Source organism: Aneurinibacillus aneurinilyticus ATCC 12856, assembly GCF_000466385.1.
Lineage (GTDB): Bacteria > Bacillota > Bacilli > Aneurinibacillales > Aneurinibacillaceae > Aneurinibacillus > Aneurinibacillus aneurinilyticus.
This window is the reverse complement of sequence record NZ_KE952929.1, coordinates 1-18268: the sequence shown is the minus strand read 5'-3', so window position 1 is coordinate 18268 and position 18268 is coordinate 1. Positions and strand designations below refer to the sequence as shown.

Here is an 18268-nt window from a genome sequence, read left to right as displayed (position 1 = left end):
GGTTTTCTACTTACAAATAGAATACTGTTCCCTTATGCGAAATGATGAATATTATTGAACGTTATCTTCACTTCTTAATTTTGTTACACTACACCTGCAATATTTTGATCAGCAACGTGGGGACGTTCAGTATTTGTTGAATTAATAGCGTTGAAATTTCTCATAAAATTAGCTGTATTAACTGCACCTGAACCCCAATTTTGAGATGAAACGGCTTTAGGAGAAATAAGAGCATATGCAAATTGCAAGAAAAACGTTTACAGAAATCACCTACATAGTTTGTTTTATTGCTTAATGGAAGGGAAAAACCTAGGCTACATATAAAATATAGCTTAGGTTCTCGGGGGTATGAACTTACTATTCAGTTTTGATACCATACATATTCACTTTGTTCTTTATGGTACCTGTCTATTTTATAAAATTCCTCGGCAAGCTGAGATAATCTCGTATGCGCAACTAAATCTGGGTAGTAAAGCTTGATTATTCCTTCTTCGCTTTTCCTTTATATCCAGACACTACACCAACACCAATGCAGACATAACTAATAATGTCCAGCCCTAGATCCCAAAGGTCATGATTCCTCTCGCGTTCAATACCTGATACACCAATCCACAAGAACAGGTCTTTCAATCGGGCTTTCATTAGCTGTTCACCTTCTTCATTCCATCAGCCACCCGTACCTCATCCGCAAGCCGTCCCATTTCCTTCTTTTCATCCTGACATGTTGAGGCGTTCCATCTACCCTGTAGGACACATATGATTTTATTTGCATCTTCTGTTTTCATCAGTTTCTTTTCCTCCTTAGGTGGTGTAGGGATGGTCTTTACCATCTTATTGTTAAGAGCTGCGTAATTCACATACGCCAAATTCATGTCCACATTGCCGGAAATACCGTTTACTTTTCCTTTATCCGTGCACTGCCAGATTCCCGCGTTTCTTCCCAGGTACGAATTATAGCGGGCAACTCACAACGCATAGGGCTTCAATTGTTTTTCATCTAATTGTGTTTCTGAGAATGATTTCCCAGCATAGATCATGGCAAAATATCCGGCTTTTTCGATAGCATCCAGAAAGGCAGCAGCAGCTTTCTTCCAGATTTGAACAGGCCATGAATGAGCACAAAAAATCCATGTAAAAAACTCGATGTGGTCAAAAAGTGTTCAAAAGCGTTTTTTCGCCCCTTTCCAAAAAAGAAGGGAATAAGAAAAGCCCTTATAACCCTTACCAAAGCCTTGCCGCAATCGGCACAATACAGGTAGTTGGTGAATAGATACTTCTTAGCCTTGGGCTTTGCTTGCTGTTTCTTTCTTCCCTCCATGTACTGTTGTACCGCTTCAAAATCTTCCCTTGAAATAATAGGTGGATGGGCATTCTTACAAACAACATGCTTGTCCTTAGGAATTTCGATTCGCACTTTACTTGTTACACTTCTTGTTGTTTGTCTACCTTGTACTAAATCCCCAACATAATGGGGATTGCTTAGAATCTTCTTAACAGAAGTACCCTGCCAATAAACCCCTGCATTTTTCTTCCCTGCTACCTGTGCTGGAGTTGGATACCCTTCACGAGTTAGGGAGCGGGCAATAGCATCAAATCCTTTACCCTCCAAATACATACGAAAAATGCGTTTAACAACATTGGGAGTGTCATCATCTGCAAGAATGAGCCTTTTGTTTTCTAACCTGTATCCGTAAGGGGGGATTGAACCCTTAAATTCGCCGCTCCTTGCTTTACTTCCAAGAACTGACTTAATACGATCTGAGATTCGTTGACTCTCCTGCTCATAAATCCAAGCAAATAACCAAAACTGGTGGATGTTTCCATCAAGTGTATTGATTGCATTATCTAATGTAACAATGTGAATGTGATTTTGTTCTGCAATACTCTTAATTTGATAGGATAACCCACCATTACGAGCAAGACGAGATAATTCTTTTTCAAGTATAATATCAAACTTCCGTTGTTTGGCATCCTCAATCAATCGTTGCAAATTAATACGTTTCGCAGTCGTACCGCTCTCAACGTCAACATAGAGTTGTAGACATCCCATCCTTTATCCTCAATGAATTGGTAAAACAGGCTTTTTTGATTTTCTAGCGATGTTTTTTGTTCCTCTTTGTCTGTAGAAACTCTAATGTAAACTGCACATCTCATAGTTAATCAACTCCTTTACTATGAGATATATTGGCGTTATTTTCATTATACTGGAAATTCGGCTCACGCTCTACAATTAGGTCAATTGCATTTTCAATAAAAGGCATAAACAGTTTTTCAAATGAGTCCTCACCGATAAAAATTCGTTCTACTCTCATCTTTTATTCCCCCTTAATGACCTTCTCACCGTCCCTATCGTTGTGGGGGTTTAAAAAATTGCGAAAGCCAACAAAAAAATTGCTGAAACTGATTATCTTGGATATTCATATTCCTAGTTGCCTTCATAGTTTGCGTTATTTTAGTGGCAATCGCTTTGTCTCTTTGTTTTTAAAATGTCACAAAGAATGCAAAAATACCGCACGAATACCATAAATGTCCAGTTCTGAAATATAACCTATCGCAACTATCCTGCCATTTGGGGCGATAGGGACGGTGAAGGAATGATGGTTTACATCCCCCATCTTCTTGTAACACACCAAATAAAACCCAAAATCTTAGGAAATCAAAGGCAGGAGGACAAATATGTTTGATACGGTAAGATTGAAAGCAACTGGTATTATGAACTTCCCTATTGATCGGTTCGAGAATGTAGAGCGAAAAGTTTACCTATGCGATTCTAGCGAAACACTTTTGTCGGTATATTTCATTAAAGGGATTAATAAATTGCCATTCATCAAATATCAAGAAAATGATAATTCCCTGGAAATTTAAGTATCTATCCCGAAATATCTTTATGGGGAAAATGTAACGCTATTAAAGCAGAATGACATTGATGTTTTCTTTACTCAACTCTCAGAACAACTGTATTCATTGTGTAAAGTAAACATAGATAAAAGCGAGTGGAGAGCAAAACGAATTGATGTCTGTTGGAATTTCCAGGTAGGAAACAAACTGACCGACCATATGAAACAGTTGTCTTTGAAGAAGATTCCTCGAATGAACACAGTGACTTATAATCAAGTAGAGACAGTAATTTCCCAAAATAAAAGTAAGAGAATTCAGTTTTATGACAAAGAAAAGGAGTGCAGAGACAAGAAATGTAGCCCAGAAGTGATCGGAAGAGCGTGGGGGCTTATCCGTATGGAAATCTCCCCACCTGATTATGAAATGAAGGAATACTCTACAAGTCGTCAGGCAGAAAAACTATTGACGAAAGAGTTTTTCATGTTTGTCACCAGAAAAATCATCCCGCATCTCGTTTTTCAAATTGTTAATGAACATGGAATTACATCGGATTGGATTATGTCCCATTCGATCAATAAAATTGAAACTCTTATTGGTTTTTGTGAACTAATGCAGGTTTATGGTATGGGCGGGATAAGAGGATTTTATAAGGAAAGTACGTTGGACAATCGTATGAAATTAGTTGATATTTTGAAAAATAACCCATGTTTACCTAGTTTAGATATTGACTATTCATTGATTGGTTGAAACTGAAACAAATAGTGACATAAACAACCCCACAATAATTGTGGGGTTAATTTATATTCATACAACATTTGCAAGTTTCATCTGTCCAAACAATTCATTTACATTGTTTTGAAATAAATCCTCGATCACTTTTTCCACTACTTTGACAGTGACTGAATTCCCCAACTGCTTGTATGCAAAATTGTCATTGGAATGTAGTATGAAATCATCTGGGAAACCTTGCAGTCTAGCACATTCCCGAGGTGTTATCCTTCTAGGAACATTATTCTGAACTACTCCCAACTTATGAGCATCGCTAGATGTGAGTGTGATTGAAATACTGTCTGGGTCAAGGAACTTAAAGACCTCAAAAGACATATTCCCACAAACGGGATTAAATTTATTTTCTTCTTCTCTTAAATATCCTTTTTGGAGTAGGGATTTTATTATTACCTCAAGCTGATCGTGGTTATAAAACGTCCGAATTTGCTCTAAAGTTAAGGCTTTTCCGTCTTGGTGCGTACCATAAATTTTCTTTCTTCTATTTGCAATCAACTGATTTAGAAATTCAATTTCCTCTTTTGTACAATCACCCTTGATGCCAAGTTCCCAAGAATGAATCGAATTACCGCCACGATAATCAATTAAGCGATAGCCATGTAGCAATTCAAAGTTATTACCAACAACCTTTGAAAGTTGACCGATAAATTCGTCAGAACAGCGATATTTTTCACTTGGAGAATCTTCTAAAATGTCTTTAACAGTAGCATAGCTTTCATCAAATAAAGATATTTGTTCATTCTTATACTTGTGAGAATCGGCTGCTCCAACATTAGAGGTTAGAGTTAACTTTGGTTTACTTCCGAGTATGCCTAAAATATAAATCCTTACTCGGTTTTGGGGGACACCAAACGTACTACTGTTAAGTAATAGGTAGCTAACCCCGTAACCCAATTCCTCTAATTTTGAAATGATCGTCTTTAAAGTTCTTCCTTTGTCGTGTGTTACCAGTCCCCGAACATTTTCTAATAAGAAAGCCTTTGGGCGGTTATCCCTAAGAACCCTCTCCACCTCAAAAAATAATGTTCCTCTTGTATCCCCAAATCCTTGTTGTTTACCTGCATATGAAAAGGGTTGACAAGGAAATCCAGCAAGAAGAAAATCGAATTCTGGAAAGCTGGTAATTTCGTGTATATCACCTTGAGGTTCCTCTTTAAAATTAAGGGCATATGTTTCGCAAGCCTTTTTGTCGATCTCACTAGAAAGTACACACTCAGTCTCCAATTCAAACCGTTTGGCCGCTCTTTCAAATCCTATTCGAATTCCTCCAATTCCAGCAAACAAGTCAACAAATTTAATCTTCATAGTTGCCTCCCCAAATAACTATTCAAGTTTTTCTAAGATGAATTTTAGCAAGACATTTAGTTCTTCTTCGGTATAAGCTACTGTGCAATGGCTATTATTACAAATGGTTGTGATTGCATTTTTACGTTGGAAGTTCCCCGCTCCATCGATAATATAAGCTATATAATTGCCAGTATCACTAACCATATCGTATCGTGCTTTAGCTTGTCCAGCTTTACGCTCGATGGTACTATTTGTAGTTACCTGGAAGCTAATCTCAATCGCAACGCTTTTGCTGCCTTTTTTTATGACTACATCAAAAGTGGTTAGTGTTTGTCCATCGTTATGGGTCACACCTTCAATGTGTCCATTACTTTTTATATCGTACCCCTTACCCAATCGAGTTCTTAGAAAATCTATTACATGGGTTTGAGCGACTTGACCTAACGTATTTGCTTCAGCCCCTCCTGTTATTCTGCTTACAAAAATATAACGCTCCTTAATAAACTTCTTCAACTCGTCAGTCTTACCAATGAGATTTCCAACTTCACATTTCCTCAAAACTTCGGATACTTCCGAATTAACAGCATTAGCACCGAACATGAGTAATACAATTACATCTTTATATAAATCAGAAAGTGGGACTGTCTTAGAAATACTTGCTCCGTCAATCTTGAGTTTTGAATTAGTTAATGATGTAACCGGAAGTTCTTGAAAAACATATTCATATTTTTTCTCATTCCAAAAAAATTCAAATTTCCTAACACTTTTGTTATGTAATGGATTTCCATAGGGAATCATGGGAAAAAGCGAATCAAAGTTTTGATTCAAGCGATTTAGTGGCTCTCCACCAAAGTCGGTTAATACAACAAGATGCTTTAGAAACAGATTGGGTGGGAACTTAGATGCGTCTATTAGTTGGAAAATGTCGAAAGGGTTGTTCTTACTGAGATTTAATAAAGATATAAAAGCATCTTGCGATTCGACCAGTTTAGGAATAATGCTCGTTGACGACTCCTTTTTAGCTAGAAAATCCGGCCACCACTTTGCAGCGTTTCTTTCCAATTCATCAATATCTTTATTGTATTTAAGCTGTGCCATCTTATATCCTCACTCCAAAGTTTTTCTATATTATATCATTTTTTGTCGCATTACTCTTGTTTCGACACACTAGCAATAATTTATAGAGGACACGGGGTGTCGATTCACAAAAAATAGTTTCTGATTTCCAGTGTAAGTGTTGTTAAATCCGTACCCTACTTTAATTGAATAGTTGTGCGCACAAAAATAAAAGCGGGGCTACCGATCAGTAGCATTACCCGCTCCTTTTTGATTTTCGCCAATATATCTCCATATTAGTTTTCATTCCTGACCAACAGTGAACAGCACTCCACATGATTCGTATGGGGAAACATGTCCACCGGCTGCACCTCTATCGTCCTGTAACCCCCATCTTCCAGAATACGCAGGTCGCGCGCCAGGGTAGCCGGATTACATGATACATATACTACGCGCTCGGGCTTCATGGCTACAATGGTGTCCAACAACCGCTCATCACAGCCTTTGCGCGGCGGGTCCACGACGATAACATCTGCATTTGATCCTTCTTCGTACCATTGCGGAATTGCCGTCTCAGCCTCTCCGACTGCAAACGTCACATTATCCATGCTGTTCAGACGAGCATTCCGCTTGGCGTCCTCTATCGCATCCGGTACAATTTCTACGCCGAATACATGTTTGGCCTTTTGCGCCAAAAACAAAGAAATCGTACCAATTCCGCAATACGCATCGATGACATTCTCATCGCCCATGAGTGCCGCATATTCCAGGGCTTTACCATACAGACGCTCGGTTTGCACAGGATTTACCTGATAGAAGGAACGGGCTGATATCGCGAATTTCACCTCACCGATCGTATCATAAATGTATTCTTCGCCCCATAGCACACGAGTCGTATCACCGAAAATGACGTTTGTCTTCTTCGTATTGATATTTTGTACAATACTGGCTACTCCGGGTATCGCCTGTGCCAGTTCCTGCGTAAGCGCCTCTTTGTGTGGTAGCTTGTCTCCATTGGTTACAAGCACGATCATGACCTGTCCCGTCGCAAAGCCAACTTTGGTAACAACATGCCTCAGCAGTCCATGCTGCGTTTCCTCATTATAGGCACGAATCCCATATTTGCCTGCAATCTCCTTAACCCGCGCAACGACCTCATCACTTTTCTCATGTTGGATGAGACATGCCTCCATATCGATAATCTCATGCGAACGCTGAGCATAAAATCCTCCGATGAGCCCGCCCTCTTCTTCTCCGATTGGCACTTGTGCCTTATTGCGGTAGCGCCACGGCTCTTTCATACCAAGCGTCGGGTGTACCGGAACACCTTCAATCTTGCCGATACGACGCAGATTATCTTCGACTAGCTTTCGTTTAAACGCTAGCTGTCCTTCGTAATCCATATGTTGCAGCGTGCATCCGCCACAACGCCTGTAGACAGGACAGAGTGGCTCAGTACGATTTGCGGCCGCATCCACAATCTCGATCAAGCGAGCATAGCCGAACTGCTTCTTTAACTTGGTTGTTTTAGCTACAATTCGTTCGCCAGGCAACGCACCTGGTACAAACAAAGTGTAGCCTTCATAACGCCCCACCCCATTGCCTTCATGCGATAAATCCTCGATAGTAAGCTCTACCGTTTCATTTTTTGCGAGCGGGAGATTCGGCACAGCCGGTGCAGCAATGCGTTTCTTCCTACGTGATGTATTTCCCAAAATGATTCACCTGTATTTCATAAAGTTTAGCGGATGAGCTGAATGTGACGGGGCAGAGCCGTAAATGTACAAGGAAGACTGCTTCCAAGCTCGCCGTCAAGATTCAGATCGACGCGTTCGGTCGATGTTGCTTTTAGCTGTTTTGCCTGGAAATAAATAATATTCGGATGCTTGAAATGATCACCCTTCAGCGCCATCGTGGCAATACGGATAAATTCCGGCAAAGATGTCTTCTTCAGAATAATGCAATCAAAGAGGCCATCATTGAGCTTGGCATTCGGTGCCAGCTTCTCAAATCCACCTACAGAGTTGCTGTTAGCGATAAGAAATAACATGATTTCTTCGTCTATTACCCGGCCATTCACCTCAAATCTTACATGCATAGGTGAAAGAAACGGAAGCTTTTCGATGCCCTTAATATAATAGGCGAGTTGGCCAAGCATCGTTTTAACCTTGCTGGGGACTTCATACGTTAACGTCGTAAGCATACCTCCACCAGCAATATTAATAAAATATTTATTATTAATCTTTCCAATGTCAATTGGGGACGGCGTTCCCTTAGCGATCACTCCAACCGCTTTCATAATTGAGCGAGGCAGGCCAATAGCCCGGGCAAAATCGTTCGTCGTACCTGCGGGGATAATCCCTAATGCAGGTCGGTAGCGCTGTTCGGCAATACCGTTAATGACTTCGTATACGGTCCCATCGCCGCCGGCAGCAATGACCAGATCAAAACGGCTTTCTACCGCCTTGCGGGCCGCCAGCGTCGCGTCTCCCTCCCCCTTGGTTGCGTGGCATGATGTTTCATAGCCCGCTTCTTCTAACACGTTCAATATATCAGGAATCCGCTTGCGGACTTCTTCGCGTCCGGCAGACGGATTGTAGATGAGCCGAGCACGTTTCACTTATATCCATCCTATCCACTATTTTTCTATGCTTATCATACCGTCTTTTGGATCTTTTTAAAAGCATGCAGGCAGAAACATGAATATGTAGAATGAATATAAGAAATTCACATACGCTCGCCAGATACAAAATCCTGCGCATACGGCAAGGTAAAAGTTACAGCCGTCCCCCATCCTTTGCGGCTGCGGATTTTCATAGTACCACCATGCATGGCAATAATTTTTTGGGAAACAGGCAAGCCAAGCCCCATACCTATCCTTTTTGCAGAAAAAAACGGATCAAACACCTGAGAAAGCATATAAGCATCCATTCCTCTTCCGTCATCTGTAAAGCATACAGATACCGTTTCATTGCTGGCCTTTGTTTGGATTGTAATACACATGGTGGATTTCTCTTTCGCTTCAATGGAGTTAATGAAAAGGGAAAACATAACTTGCGCGATTTGGTCAGCATCAATATGAAGCGGCAATTTATTTACATCGGGAGAAAGATCAAGAATGATATCCGTATCTTGCAGTACAAACTGCGTTAATGCGTACCGCTGGAACTCCCGTATTAGATGATTCATATATGTATATTGTTTTCGGGGAGTAAACGGTCTTGAAAAAAGTAAGAAGTCGCTAATAAACTTATTGGCCCGATCAAGTTCCGGCAGTAAAACATTCAAAACAATGTCCGCTTTCTTTTCTTCTGCACCATTCGTTTCCAGAAAGTATTGAAGATATCCTCGAACCGTCGTTAAAGGATTTCTTACTTCATGAGCCAGCTTCATCGCAACATTTTCAATAAAAGGAGTGCGTTCCCTTACCGTCTCTTCCTTGCACATATATTCATTCATACCTTTTCTCTCTCCCTTCTCTTGCTACGCTTGATTCTTATACATATAGCATTACCTATCATCGAAAAAGAACGTCCATTCAAACTCAAGAATAGCGGCTATTTTTTGTGCTACCGATACGCTCGGGGTTCGCACACCATTCTCAATTTGCGTATAGTACGCCCGCTTTATATTAGCTAACGCCGCCACCTGTTCCTGCGTATATCCTTTACCTTCCCTTATTCCAACGAGCCATTGTCTTCGCTGCAAATGTGCCCCTCCTTTTTTGTAGCAATTAGCAACTTTTTTCCTTGATTTTACTTTACATTCCAGTGGAATACAATGGATTTTGCAACTTATCGCCACAAACATTTTTATGTAGCAATTTGCTACAGTATAATAAATCGAAATAGGAGAAGGAGGGATTGTTCTGTTTGGCACCCGGTTAAAGGAACTTCGTCAACGAAAACAACTAACTCAGGAAGAAACGGCGAAGCTTCTAAACATTTCTCGCGGTACGTATGCCCACTATGAAATCGATAAACGGCAGCCCGATTTTGCAACACTTCAAAAATTGGCTGACTTTTTTGATGTCTCTATTGATTACCTGCTCGGGCGCGTCAACGATCCGGATCAGCTTCCTCAGTTTCTCCGCGATCCTTCGGTTGATATTTCCGCTTATGAAGGGTACCAGGAACTCTCACCAAAAGAGCAGGAAATTGTGAAAGAACAAGTACGCCATACAATAAAAATATTAAAAGAATTGAAGGACAAAAAATAAGCAATAACGCTTCGGCTTTTTCAATCGTAAAGACGAAGGCTATTGCTTATTTTGATCGTGCAAGTAAAAACCATGCATTATAACGCCCGATCCAAAAGATCCATAATATGCACGGCTTCCATCTGATCCTTCATACCAGCGCGAAGGATGCCCTGCTTCATCTGGAGAAGACAGCCGGGATTAGAGGTAACAATAATATGTGCTTTTGTCTGCTGAACATTCTTCATCTTATCGTCAAGAATACGCATCGACATATCAAAATTCGTAATATTGTAGATACCTGCCGAACCGCAGCAGCTATCTGCATCAATCATTTCTACATATTCAACGCCTGGAATGCTGCGGATAAGCTGACGGGGTTGATTACGAATCCCCTGTCCGTGTGCCAGGTGACAGGAATCCTGGTACGTAACACGGACATTGAGGCTCTTCTCGAATGTAAGCTCCGGCAGTTCCGCCAGCAGTTCATTAGCGTCACCCATCTTGGACACGAATGTCATCGCACGCTCTTTCCATTCCGGTTCATCATGAAACCAATGATGATATTCTTTCAATGCTGCGCCACATCCCCCAGCATTGTTGACAATGAAGTCAACGCCCGCACGCTCGAACGCCTCAATGTTGCGTTTGGCGAGATCCACCGCACCATCCTTTTCTCCAGCGTGTGCATGGAGCGCACCACAGCACACCTGATCGTCCACAAATATAACTTCACACCCCGCCTTGTTCAGCACGCGCGCAGTTGCCTGATTCGTTTCATAGAACATCACATCCATAATACACCCTTTAAACATACCGATTTTCAAATTCGCTTGTCCGTGCTCAGGTTTCATAACTTTTTGACGCTTTTTACGTTCAGCCGGAGAAGCTATCTTTTCAACGGCTTGCTGCATTTCCGCCATCGGACGCGGCAAAATGTTAATCAATCCGGTTTTCTGCGCCATCGCTTGCAGTCCCGCCGACTGCGCCGCCCAGAGTGCCGTACCCATCTTATCGATACGCTCCGGATACGGGAAAACTTTGTTGAAGATGATATTACGAATGAACGGTGCCCTCTTTTCTTCTTTCTTGTGCGTTTCGACAACTTCACGGGCAGTCTCTACCAAACTTCCGTATGGAACACCAGCAGGACAGGCCGTCTCGCATGCTCTACAGCCAAGACAAAGATACATATTATCTTCGAATTCATTATCCACATCCAGCGACTCCTGCGCGACTCCTTTCATGAGAGCAATACGTCCGCGCGGACTTGCCACTTCTTTGCCCGTTTGACGATATGTCGGGCAGGCGGGCAGACAGAAACCACACTGCATACAGTTCATGATTTCGTTCATATCGAATTTGCTTAGAAGAGATGTACCTGTTGATTCACAGACAGGCGTCAAATTTTGCGGTTTAGTTGTGAGCGTGTTCATGTTTGCATCCGCACCCATTAGTTTGTACAACCACCCTTCTTCTTGCACTTTTCGCAAAAATTTTGCCTGGATTCATGATACCGTGCGGGTCAAACGCTTCCTTAATCCGCTTCATCAGTTCCATACCGACCGGTCCAACCTTCAAGTCCAGATATCCGGCTTTTGCCATGCCGACCCCATGTTCACCGGTAATCGTTCCGCCGAGCTTAATTGCAGCATGAAAAATTTCCTCAAACGCCTGCTCGACACGGTGTATTTCCTCTTGATCTCGTTCATCCGTCAAACATGTCGGATGAAGATTGCCATCACCAGCATGACCAAAGGTGCATATTTGCAAATTATACTTTTTGGCAATTACTTCAACCTGATCGACCATGGCAGCCAGATTGGCACGTGGTACCGTCGCATCTTCCAGAATTGTTGTTGGTTTGACCCGTGCCAGCGCGGACAATGCAGAACGACGAGCCGCCATCAGACTTGCTCCCTCTTCTGCCGTTTGCGCCGTACGGACTTCCGTCGCGCCTTCGGAACGGCAAATATCGGCAATACGAGCCATGTCCTGCTCTACCTGCCATTCCGAACCATCCTGCTCGATAATCAACATTGCCTTCATATCGAGCGGCAGGCCGATTTTGGCAAAATCCTCAACCACTACCATCGTCGCCTGGTCGAGAAATTCGAGCGTGGCCGGAATGATTTTCGCCGAGATGATACGCTGTACCGTGCGAGCTGCGGCCGTCAAATCATTGTAATAAGCTACCATTGTTTGCTTTGCTGCTGGAAGCGGCAGCAATTTCGCAGTAATCTCCGTAATAACGGCGAGTGTTCCTTCTGAACCGACCAAAAGCTTTGTTACATCATAACCAGCTACGTCCTTGGCATTCTTGCCACCAACACGCAACACCTCACCACCGGGGAGCACTGCTTCCAAGCCCATGATATAATCTTTCGTCACCCCATATTTCAGACCGCGCATGCCGCCAGCACACTCGGCTACATTGCCGCCCATCGTAGAGATTCGCATACTTCCCGGATCCGGCGGGTAAAATAAACCAACTGCTTCTACCGCTCTATGCACATCTGCCGTAATAACTCCCGGTCCGAATGTAGCGGTCAGATTTTCCTGGTCGATTTCCTTAAATGCATTCAATCGATTCATATTCAAAACAATTCCGCCCTCTACCGGAACCGTGCCGCCGCACAAATTCGTACCCGATCCACGCGAAACGATGGGGATTCGGTTTTTATTGGCGACTTTCATAATCGCAGCTACTTCTTCCACGCCTGAAGGAATGAGTACTGCGTCCGGCATCGCCTGATACAACGGCGTTGCATCATATGAATACACATACAGTTCATTAGGTGAATCAAGAAAGTAATCTTTGCCGACAATGCTGCGCAGCTCATTTTTTACACTTTGTTCCACACTATCCCCCCTCAATATTCGGCAGGTCATCAGATGAATTTGATAATAAGTCTATCATACTTTCATAAAAAATTGTAGAGTAGTAACAGAAAGAATATACGGAGAGATACCAATTTGTAAGGAGAATCTAAAAATCATGAGCCTAATCAAAAAAAGCTACCAAATCGTAGCAGAAGATTTACAAAGAATGATTGAAGAAGGGATGCTGCAACCGGGCGAACGTCTAAAAACGATCGATAAACTAGCTGAACATTATGGCGTAGGAAAATCAACCATCCGTGAAGCGCTCAGTCAATTGAAGGCCAAAGGTCTGATTACGTCCCGACAAGGGGAAGGCACTTTCGTACAACGCAATGCGGCAGCCGCACTAAAAGATTTACCGACTCTGCCCGTCAGTAATCTGCAGGAGCTTACGCACCTGCTGCAGGTGCGTAAAGTGATTGAGGGCGGCTGTGCCGAGATTGCGGCACTGGCCCATGATGGACAGGATGAGGCAACTTTGCGGGATATTCTCAATAATATGGCAGCTTCAGGAGATAATGAAGAAATGGCCCGCATTTATGATATTCAATTCCACATGGCAATTGCACAGGCGACCAAAAACCCATTTCTAAAAAACATGATGGAAAGCATTTCAGGAGTAATGAATTATACGATCCGCGATAGCCGCAACCTCTGGGTATACAGCAAGGATGGCTCTCCCAAACGCCTGTATCAGGAACATCTCGAAATTTTTGAAGCAATACTTAGCCGGGACACCAAAAAAGCGCGCCGAACAATGGAAAAACACCTGGCAAGGGTGGAAAAAGCATTGGAAGAACACCTGATTAAGTAACAGCCTTTTCCCGAAGGTGGCTTGTGATGGTTTCCTTTAACCATTGAGCCACTTTCGGATCAGGTAAATACGACCGGCGATTATATACGTGCGAAATTTGCTCCAGCTTTTTTGGAATCATCTTTTCTGTATAATAGCCGGGGCTTAAAAATAAAGGGATGACTAACAAGCGATGACTGTCTGCAGCCATACAAGCACGTTCCCTAAGTGTATCCGGATGAAACGTTCCATAAATAGCCTGCTTTAATCCAAGCTCACGCTGCAGCTTTATCGCAAGGCGTTCAAGCATTGCCTGCCAGCGTTCACGAAACCCCGGTGCATCGCTGCCATGAGCGGCAAGCATAACGATCTCTTCCTCGGGCTGTACAGATAATTCCTGAATACGCTCGCACAATATCTCATGCACTTTTTCATGAGAATCCATTGGAGCGGTCCAGATTATGCGGGCACAAATCGGCAATGGCTGCAATTCGGTCTCTACCTCCGGCTGCGGCACAAGACCAAGCACGTATTGAATCTCCGCCAAATGAGTGCTGCCGCTCGATACAAACAGCGGAACCGCAAGAATCTCCTCCACCCCCTGTGCCTCCAATCTTTCTATGCCCTTTCCAATCGTTCTGTCCTCGACCATATCAAGAAATGCAGCTTCCAAAGGCATCTCCAGTTCCAGCTCATCAAGCAGTTGATCAACACTCTGTACCCAGCTTTTGCTACGTGAACCGTGGCTAATCACAAGCACTCCTTGTCGCATTTTCATTGTCACCCCTTTAATTCACATTAATCATAGTAATTTACTATATTTTAATATCTCTGTTCACAAAAGAAAAGAGCCGATTTGAAATGTTATCAAATCGACTCTTTATGCTTATATTACTATAGGCTATTTAGCACATCGCGCAACAGTTGATTAACTACCCCAGGGTTGGCTTTTCCTTTGGATGCTTTCATCACCTGGCCAACAAGCGCGCCGATCGCTTTCTCTTTACCCGCTTTGAAATCTTCGACCGCCTGCGGATTTTTAGCGACAACTTCTTCAACCATTTGTTTAATCGCACCTTCGTCGCTAATCTGTACAAGGCCTTGCTCTTCAACAATTTTCTCCGGGTTTTTGCCGGTTTCCATCATCTCTTTAAAGACCTTCTTCGCAATTTTATTGCTAATCGTGCCTTTTTCGATAAGTGCAATCATCTGACCCAGGCTTTCCGGAGTCATTTGAATGTCTTTCATTTCTTGCTCGTTTGCATTTAAGTATCCGATTAACTCACCCATCAGCCAGTTAGCAACAGTTTTAGCATCCGCGCCCGTTTGTACTGTCGCATCGAAGAAATCGGATAACTCTTTCGACATTGTAATCACACTGGCATCATATTCCGGCAGTCCATATTCGGACAGGTAACGCGCTTTGCGCGCGTCTGGCAATTCCGGGATAGAAGAGCGAATTTCTTCGACCCATTCGCGGCTAATATTCAGCTTAATGAGGTCAGGATCCGGGAAATAGCGATAGTCATGCGCTTCTTCCTTACCGCGCATCGATACAGTTCGGCCTTTCGCTTCGTCCCACCGACGCGTTTCCTGTACAACTTCGCCCCCGTCGCGCAGAATGTCTGCCTGACGGACTTCTTCATATTCTAAGCCGCGTTGTACATTACGGAAGGAGTTTACGTTTTTCAACTCGGCACGAATACCGAACGCTTCCTGTCCTACTGGACGCAGACTAATATTAGCATCACAGCGTAGCGAGCCTTCCTCCATCTTTACGTCGGAGACTTCGCAGTATTGTATAATCGCCTTCAATTTTTCCAGGTATGCACGCGCTTCTTCCGGTGAGCGCAGATCCGGCTCGGATACAATCTCTACAAGCGGTGTACCAACACGATTATAGTCGACCAGGGAAGCATAGCCGCTATCGGCATGCACCAGCTTACCTGCATCTTCTTCAAGGTGCAGGCGTGTAATTCCAATACGCTTCGTCTCCCCGTTTACCTCAATGTCGATCCAGCCATTCTGTCCAATTGGTTGATCGTATTGCGAGATTTGATAGGCTTTCGGCAAATCCGGATAGAAATAGTTCTTCCTGTCAAACTTGCTTTCTTCAGAGATTTCACAGTTCAGTGCAAGCGCTGCCTTCATCGCGAACTCTACCGCTTTCTTATTCAGAACCGGGAGCACACCAGGATGCCCGAGGCAGATGGGACATGTATGGGTATTCGGCGGCGCTCCAAACTCGGTAGAGCAACCGCAGAAGATTTTCGATTTCGTGGACAGCTCGACGTGAACCTCGAGCCCAATAACGGTTTCGAATTGCATGGTTTTTCCGTACCCCCTTACAGCTCTGGACGAGCTTTATGATAGTCTGTATGTTGTTCGTAGGCATGCGCGACGCGCAGAATCGTAGATTCATCGAATGCTTTCCCGATAATCTGCAGGCCGACAGGCAAGCCGTTGCTCGCAAAGCCGCAAGGCACGCTGATAGCCGGAATGCCAGCCAAATTCACCGGAATGGTGCAAATATCTTCCAAATACATTGTCAGCGGATCATTTACTTTCTCACCGATCTTGAAAGCTGTCGTCGGTGCAGTCGGTCCGATAATGACATCATATTTCTTGAACACTTCATCGAAATCTTGCTTGATGAGCGTACGTACCTGCTGCGCTTTCTTGTAATATGCATCATAGTAGCCGGAACTTAGTGCATATGTACCCAACATAATACGGCGCTTTACTTCGGCGCCAAGTCCCTGGCTGCGAGTCTCGCGGTACATCTCAATCAGATTCTCTGCATTGTCGGCCCGTACACCGTAACGAACACCGTCATAACGCGCCAGATTAGAGGACGCTTCAGAAGGGGCTAGAATATAGTAAGTCGGCACGGCATATTCCGTATGCGGCAGGGTTACTTCTTCGACGGTTGCACCAAGACTTTCAAGAACTTTTAGCGCAGCATTTACTTTTTCTTTAACTTCCGGGTCGATACCTTCACCCATCAGCTCTTTCGGTACACCGACTCGAAGCCCTTTAACATCGCCGCTTAGTGCAGAGATGTAATCGGGAATCTCCACTTCGGCAGATGTAGAGTCGAATGGATCATGCGCCGCAATCGTCTGCAATACATAAGCAGAATCCTCTACATTTTTCGTAATTGGACCGATTTGATCCAGAGAAGATGCGAACGCTACAAGACCGAAACGGGATACGAGACCATACGTCGGCTTTAAGCCTACAACACCACAGTAGGCAGCCGGTTGACGGATCGAGCCACCGGTATCAGAACCAAGGGAGAAATAAACCTGGCCAGCTGCAACAGACGCAGCCGAACCGCCGCTGGAACCGCCTGGAACGTAGGCCTTATTCCACGGATTATATGTGTTATGGAAGCCTGAATTCTCCGTCGATCCGCCCATAGCGAATTCGTCCATGTTCAGCTTTCCGATCGTGATGGATTGGGCTGCATGCAGACGGTCCATAACACTTGCGTTGTAAATCGGGCTATAGTTGGCAAGCAGTTTGCTGGCACAGGTCGTAGTCACGTTCTGGGTAACAATGTTATCTTTAATACCCGCAGGCAAACCAAAAAGCAATCCTTTTTCTTCACCGCGGGATTGCTGTTCGTCCAACTCTTTAGCGCGGTTACGCGCATTTTCCTCGTCCAATGAGATAAAGGCCTTTACTTTATCTTCCGTTCTGGCGATTCGCTCAAACGATGCGTTCACAAGATCGGATACTGTCAGTTCCCCTTTATCCAGTTCTGTATGTATATCCGCTAACTTCTTATCAAATAAAGACACGTGTAGGTCCCCCTTCCTCTATTCCATGACAGCCGGTACTTTGAACTGTCCGTCTTCTTCATCCGGCGCATTACGCAAGGCGTCTTCCCGTTCAACAGACGGACGCACTTCGTCATCGCGCATCACGTTGTACACGTCAAGCACATGGCTAGTCGGAGGCACATCGGCCGTATCCAATTCGTTCAGTTTGCCTGCGAATTCAAGTATGCTGTTCAACTGTTCTGTATATTTTACCGCTTCCTCTTCGGTAAGGTTCAAGCGGGCGAGTTTCGCTACATATTCTACTTCTTTACGCGAAATTGTACTCATCATTCCACCTCCTGATTCTCTGGCTTTCTTCCGCCCTGACACGTACGTCGCAGACGGACAAACCTAGATAAAATCATACCAGAGAAACTATATAGCCGCAACTAAGCTAGCCTGGTGCTTCTTCCTCTTTCCATTCTCATTTTACATACAAATAATAACTTTATTTCAATATTTTCACTCTCGTTACCACACTTCAATAACCGATACAGAATTAGTAAAAATTTGCCGATATATTTTATATACATTCAAGGGTGTTGATTATCCAGTATGATCCAGATTGGATCGTCACCACACCGTGCCCCAAACGGGCGT

22 protein-coding genes are annotated in these 18268 nt (G+C 43.6%); 4 read left to right on the top strand and 18 right to left on the bottom strand.

The genetic code is table 11. The features are described from left to right. Positions 1–83 precede the first annotated feature (83 nt). The 6 genes from HMPREF0083_RS30305 to HMPREF0083_RS28595 form a co-directional block, all read right to left on the bottom strand. Positions 84–248 (bottom strand): spore germination protein, encoded by a 165-nt coding sequence (locus tag HMPREF0083_RS30305; RefSeq protein ID WP_081696186.1) that lies wholly within the window; start codon positions 246–248, stop codon positions 84–86. Between the two features lie 232 nt (positions 249–480). Next, positions 481–642, bottom strand: a complete 162-nt coding sequence (locus HMPREF0083_RS28605) for a hypothetical protein (protein ID WP_021624999.1) — start codon at positions 640–642, stop codon at positions 481–483. Beyond that, complete coding sequence (locus tag HMPREF0083_RS28600) at positions 642–785, bottom strand: hypothetical protein (RefSeq protein ID WP_155847255.1); 144 nt, start codon at positions 783–785, stop codon at positions 642–644. Before HMPREF0083_RS28600 ends, HMPREF0083_RS28605 begins: the two co-directional genes overlap by 1 nt. A 248-nt stretch (positions 786–1033) precedes the next feature. After that, positions 1034–2050, bottom strand: coding sequence for a recombinase family protein (locus HMPREF0083_RS29910; RefSeq protein WP_021624997.1), 1017 nt, complete (start codon positions 2048–2050; stop codon positions 1034–1036). Further along, positions 1978–2154 carry a recombinase family protein gene (locus HMPREF0083_RS29905; RefSeq protein WP_262360717.1) on the bottom strand — a complete coding sequence of 59 codons (177 nt, stop codon included), beginning with the start codon at positions 2152–2154 and terminating at the stop codon, positions 1978–1980. The genes HMPREF0083_RS29910 and HMPREF0083_RS29905 overlap by 73 nt, the downstream gene beginning before the upstream one ends. Positions 2155–2156: 2 nt before the next feature. Next, positions 2157–2312, bottom strand: a complete 156-nt coding sequence (locus HMPREF0083_RS28595) for a hypothetical protein (RefSeq protein ID WP_021624996.1) — start codon at positions 2310–2312, stop codon at positions 2157–2159. A 364-nt stretch (positions 2313–2676) separates the two neighbouring features. On the opposite strand from HMPREF0083_RS28595, the gene HMPREF0083_RS25995 reads away from it, so the two are divergent. Together HMPREF0083_RS25995 and HMPREF0083_RS25990 are read left to right on the top strand one after the other, a co-directional pair. After that, complete coding sequence (locus HMPREF0083_RS25995) at positions 2677–2865, top strand: hypothetical protein (RefSeq protein WP_021624994.1); 189 nt, start codon at positions 2677–2679, stop codon at positions 2863–2865. 225 nt (positions 2866–3090) lie between these two features. Further along, the gene (locus HMPREF0083_RS25990) at positions 3091–3585 is read left to right on the top strand and encodes a hypothetical protein (protein ID WP_040305259.1); all 495 of its coding nucleotides are present in this window, start codon (positions 3091–3093) and stop codon (positions 3583–3585) included. 57 nt (positions 3586–3642) lie between these two features. Here the strand turns inward: HMPREF0083_RS25990 and HMPREF0083_RS25985 are convergent, their stop codons facing one another. The 6 genes from HMPREF0083_RS25985 to HMPREF0083_RS25960 form a co-directional block, all read right to left on the bottom strand. Next, positions 3643–4929, bottom strand: a complete 1287-nt coding sequence (locus HMPREF0083_RS25985; protein WP_021624992.1) for a DNA cytosine methyltransferase — start codon at positions 4927–4929, stop codon at positions 3643–3645. A gap of 18 nt (positions 4930–4947) precedes the next feature. Beyond that, entirely contained in the window at positions 4948–6009 is a 1062-nt protein-coding gene (locus tag HMPREF0083_RS25980) for a hypothetical protein (protein ID WP_021624991.1), read from the bottom strand. Positions 6010–6263: 254 nt separating this feature from the next. Further along, a complete protein-coding gene (gene rlmD, locus HMPREF0083_RS25975) occupies positions 6264–7682 on the bottom strand; it encodes a 23S rRNA (uracil(1939)-C(5))-methyltransferase RlmD (RefSeq protein WP_021624990.1) in 1419 nt (472 codons plus the stop codon). A 26-nt stretch (positions 7683–7708) separates the two neighbouring features. Next, entirely contained in the window at positions 7709–8587 is an 879-nt protein-coding gene (locus HMPREF0083_RS25970; protein WP_021624989.1) for a diacylglycerol kinase, read from the bottom strand. 107 nt (positions 8588–8694) lie between these two features. Next, a complete protein-coding gene (locus tag HMPREF0083_RS25965) occupies positions 8695–9426 on the bottom strand; it encodes an ATP-binding protein (RefSeq protein ID WP_021624988.1) in 732 nt (243 codons plus the stop codon). Between the two features lie 51 nt (positions 9427–9477). Beyond that, the gene (locus tag HMPREF0083_RS25960; RefSeq protein ID WP_040305258.1) at positions 9478–9675 is read right to left on the bottom strand and encodes a helix-turn-helix domain-containing protein; all 198 of its coding nucleotides are present in this window, start codon (positions 9673–9675) and stop codon (positions 9478–9480) included. Between the two features lie 133 nt (positions 9676–9808). Here HMPREF0083_RS25960 and HMPREF0083_RS29900 point away from each other — a divergent pair, with 133 nt between their 5' ends. Continuing rightward, the gene (locus HMPREF0083_RS29900; RefSeq protein WP_327849230.1) at positions 9809–10186 is read left to right on the top strand and encodes a helix-turn-helix domain-containing protein; all 378 of its coding nucleotides are present in this window, start codon (positions 9809–9811) and stop codon (positions 10184–10186) included. Positions 10187–10263: 77 nt separating this feature from the next. On the opposite strand, the gene HMPREF0083_RS25950 is transcribed toward HMPREF0083_RS29900, so the two are convergent. Both HMPREF0083_RS25950 and HMPREF0083_RS25945 read right to left on the bottom strand, forming a co-directional pair. Then, a complete protein-coding gene (locus HMPREF0083_RS25950) occupies positions 10264–11619 on the bottom strand; it encodes a (Fe-S)-binding protein (protein ID WP_021624984.1) in 1356 nt (451 codons plus the stop codon). Beyond that, positions 11582–13057 carry an FAD-binding oxidoreductase gene (locus HMPREF0083_RS25945; protein WP_021624983.1) on the bottom strand — a complete coding sequence of 492 codons (1476 nt, stop codon included), beginning with the start codon at positions 13055–13057 and terminating at the stop codon, positions 11582–11584. Before HMPREF0083_RS25945 ends, HMPREF0083_RS25950 begins: the two co-directional genes overlap by 38 nt. 106 nt (positions 13058–13163) lie before the next feature. Here HMPREF0083_RS25945 and HMPREF0083_RS25940 point away from each other — a divergent pair, with 106 nt between their 5' ends. Next, positions 13164–13862 (top strand): FadR/GntR family transcriptional regulator, encoded by a 699-nt coding sequence (locus HMPREF0083_RS25940; RefSeq protein ID WP_021624982.1) that lies wholly within the window; start codon positions 13164–13166, stop codon positions 13860–13862. Here the strand turns inward: HMPREF0083_RS25940 and HMPREF0083_RS25935 are convergent. From HMPREF0083_RS25935 to gatC, 4 genes are all read right to left on the bottom strand, one after another. Continuing rightward, complete coding sequence (locus HMPREF0083_RS25935; protein ID WP_021624981.1) at positions 13855–14619, bottom strand: sirohydrochlorin chelatase; 765 nt, start codon at positions 14617–14619, stop codon at positions 13855–13857. The genes HMPREF0083_RS25940 and HMPREF0083_RS25935 overlap by 8 nt on opposite strands. Positions 14620–14735: 116 nt before the next feature. Continuing rightward, positions 14736–16169, bottom strand: a complete 1434-nt coding sequence (gene gatB / locus HMPREF0083_RS25930; RefSeq protein ID WP_021624980.1) for an Asp-tRNA(Asn)/Glu-tRNA(Gln) amidotransferase subunit GatB — start codon at positions 16167–16169, stop codon at positions 14736–14738. Positions 16170–16186: 17 nt separating this feature from the next. Then, the gene (gatA, locus tag HMPREF0083_RS25925) at positions 16187–17647 is read right to left on the bottom strand and encodes an Asp-tRNA(Asn)/Glu-tRNA(Gln) amidotransferase subunit GatA (RefSeq protein ID WP_021624979.1); all 1461 of its coding nucleotides are present in this window, start codon (positions 17645–17647) and stop codon (positions 16187–16189) included. Positions 17648–17665: 18 nt separating this feature from the next. Further along, a complete protein-coding gene (gatC, locus tag HMPREF0083_RS25920) occupies positions 17666–17956 on the bottom strand; it encodes an Asp-tRNA(Asn)/Glu-tRNA(Gln) amidotransferase subunit GatC (protein ID WP_040305253.1) in 291 nt (96 codons plus the stop codon). Positions 17957–18268 lie beyond the last annotated feature (312 nt).

What these genes read in the sequence shown, in the direction of transcription:
- HMPREF0083_RS28605 (WP_021624999.1), bottom strand. Translation starts at nt 642, where the DNA reads ATGAAAGCCCGATTGAAAGACCTGTTCTTGTGGATTGGTGTATCAGGT.
- HMPREF0083_RS28600 (WP_155847255.1), bottom strand. Translation starts at nt 785, where the DNA reads ATGAAAACAGAAGATGCAAATAAAATCATATGTGTCCTACAGGGTAGA.
- HMPREF0083_RS29910 (WP_021624997.1), bottom strand. Translation starts at nt 2,050, where the DNA reads ATGGGATGTCTACAACTCTATGTTGACGTTGAGAGCGGTACGACTGCG.
- HMPREF0083_RS29905 (WP_262360717.1), bottom strand. Translation starts at nt 2,154, where the DNA reads ATGAGATGTGCAGTTTACATTAGAGTTTCTACAGACAAAGAGGAACAA.
- HMPREF0083_RS28595 (WP_021624996.1), bottom strand. Translation starts at nt 2,312, where the DNA reads ATGAGAGTAGAACGAATTTTTATCGGTGAGGACTCATTTGAAAAACTG.
- HMPREF0083_RS25995 (WP_021624994.1), top strand. Translation starts at nt 2,677, where the DNA reads ATGTTTGATACGGTAAGATTGAAAGCAACTGGTATTATGAACTTCCCT.
- HMPREF0083_RS25990 (WP_040305259.1), top strand. Translation starts at nt 3,091, where the DNA reads ATGAACACAGTGACTTATAATCAAGTAGAGACAGTAATTTCCCAAAAT.
- HMPREF0083_RS25985 (WP_021624992.1), bottom strand. Translation starts at nt 4,929, where the DNA reads ATGAAGATTAAATTTGTTGACTTGTTTGCTGGAATTGGAGGAATTCGA.
- HMPREF0083_RS25980 (WP_021624991.1), bottom strand. Translation starts at nt 6,009, where the DNA reads ATGGCACAGCTTAAATACAATAAAGATATTGATGAATTGGAAAGAAAC.
- HMPREF0083_RS25965 (WP_021624988.1), bottom strand. Translation starts at nt 9,426, where the DNA reads ATGAATGAATATATGTGCAAGGAAGAGACGGTAAGGGAACGCACTCCT.
- HMPREF0083_RS25950 (WP_021624984.1), bottom strand. Translation starts at nt 11,619, where the DNA reads ATGGGTGCGGATGCAAACATGAACACGCTCACAACTAAACCGCAAAAT.
- HMPREF0083_RS25945 (WP_021624983.1), bottom strand. Translation starts at nt 13,057, where the DNA reads ATGACCTGCCGAATATTGAGGGGGGATAGTGTGGAACAAAGTGTAAAA.
- HMPREF0083_RS25940 (WP_021624982.1), top strand. Translation starts at nt 13,164, where the DNA reads ATGAGCCTAATCAAAAAAAGCTACCAAATCGTAGCAGAAGATTTACAA.
- HMPREF0083_RS25935 (WP_021624981.1), bottom strand. Translation starts at nt 14,619, where the DNA reads ATGAAAATGCGACAAGGAGTGCTTGTGATTAGCCACGGTTCACGTAGC.
- gatB (WP_021624980.1), bottom strand. Translation starts at nt 16,169, where the DNA reads ATGCAATTCGAAACCGTTATTGGGCTCGAGGTTCACGTCGAGCTGTCC.
- gatC (WP_040305253.1), bottom strand. Translation starts at nt 17,956, where the DNA reads ATGAGTACAATTTCGCGTAAAGAAGTAGAATATGTAGCGAAACTCGCC.